The organism is Vibrio sp. 2130-1 (genome assembly GCF_033339515.1).
In genome coordinates this window covers 1-502 of the sequence record NZ_JAWOUT010000787.1, presented here as the reverse complement: position 1 = coordinate 502, position 502 = coordinate 1, and the positions used below count along the sequence as shown (strand labels likewise).

1 pseudogene is annotated in these 502 nt (G+C 47.2%); it reads right to left on the bottom strand.

What is annotated here, in order from left to right:
* A pseudogene (locus R7Q09_RS28710) lies at positions 1–502 on the bottom strand (penicillin-sensitive transpeptidase); the annotation flags it as partial.

Below are 502 nucleotides of genomic sequence, written 5' to 3'. Positions count from 1 at the left end.
CAGTTCATGCCAGTCCAAGGGATGGGTTGTGCACCGTTATTTTTCACAACAACTTGCGCCGTTTTGCCTTCCACTTTTGTCACGACAGCAGGGTAAAGATCGCCGTAAGTTGGCTGGCCTTTTAGATGCTTCTCAATTTGTTCTGCATCCCAAGCGGCTTCCCCTTCTTTCCACAACACTTTTTCTGCGCCGCGGTAGCCATGACGCTCGTCATAAGCCATTAGGTTGTTTACCGCAGCCTTATTGGCAGCGTTTTGCAGTTTAGAGTCAACCGTCATGTAGATATTCAAACCCGACGTATAGGCTTTCTCTTCACCGTACTCTTTTACTGCCCATGCACGTGCAAGTTCGGCAACGTAAGGCGCAGACACTTCAATTTCTGCACTGTGGTAACGAGCAATGATTGGTTCGTTACGTGCTTCATCGAATTGTTCTTGCGTAATGTACTTTTCATCGAGCATACGCATTAGCACAACGTTACGACGTTTTGTTGCACGTTCTA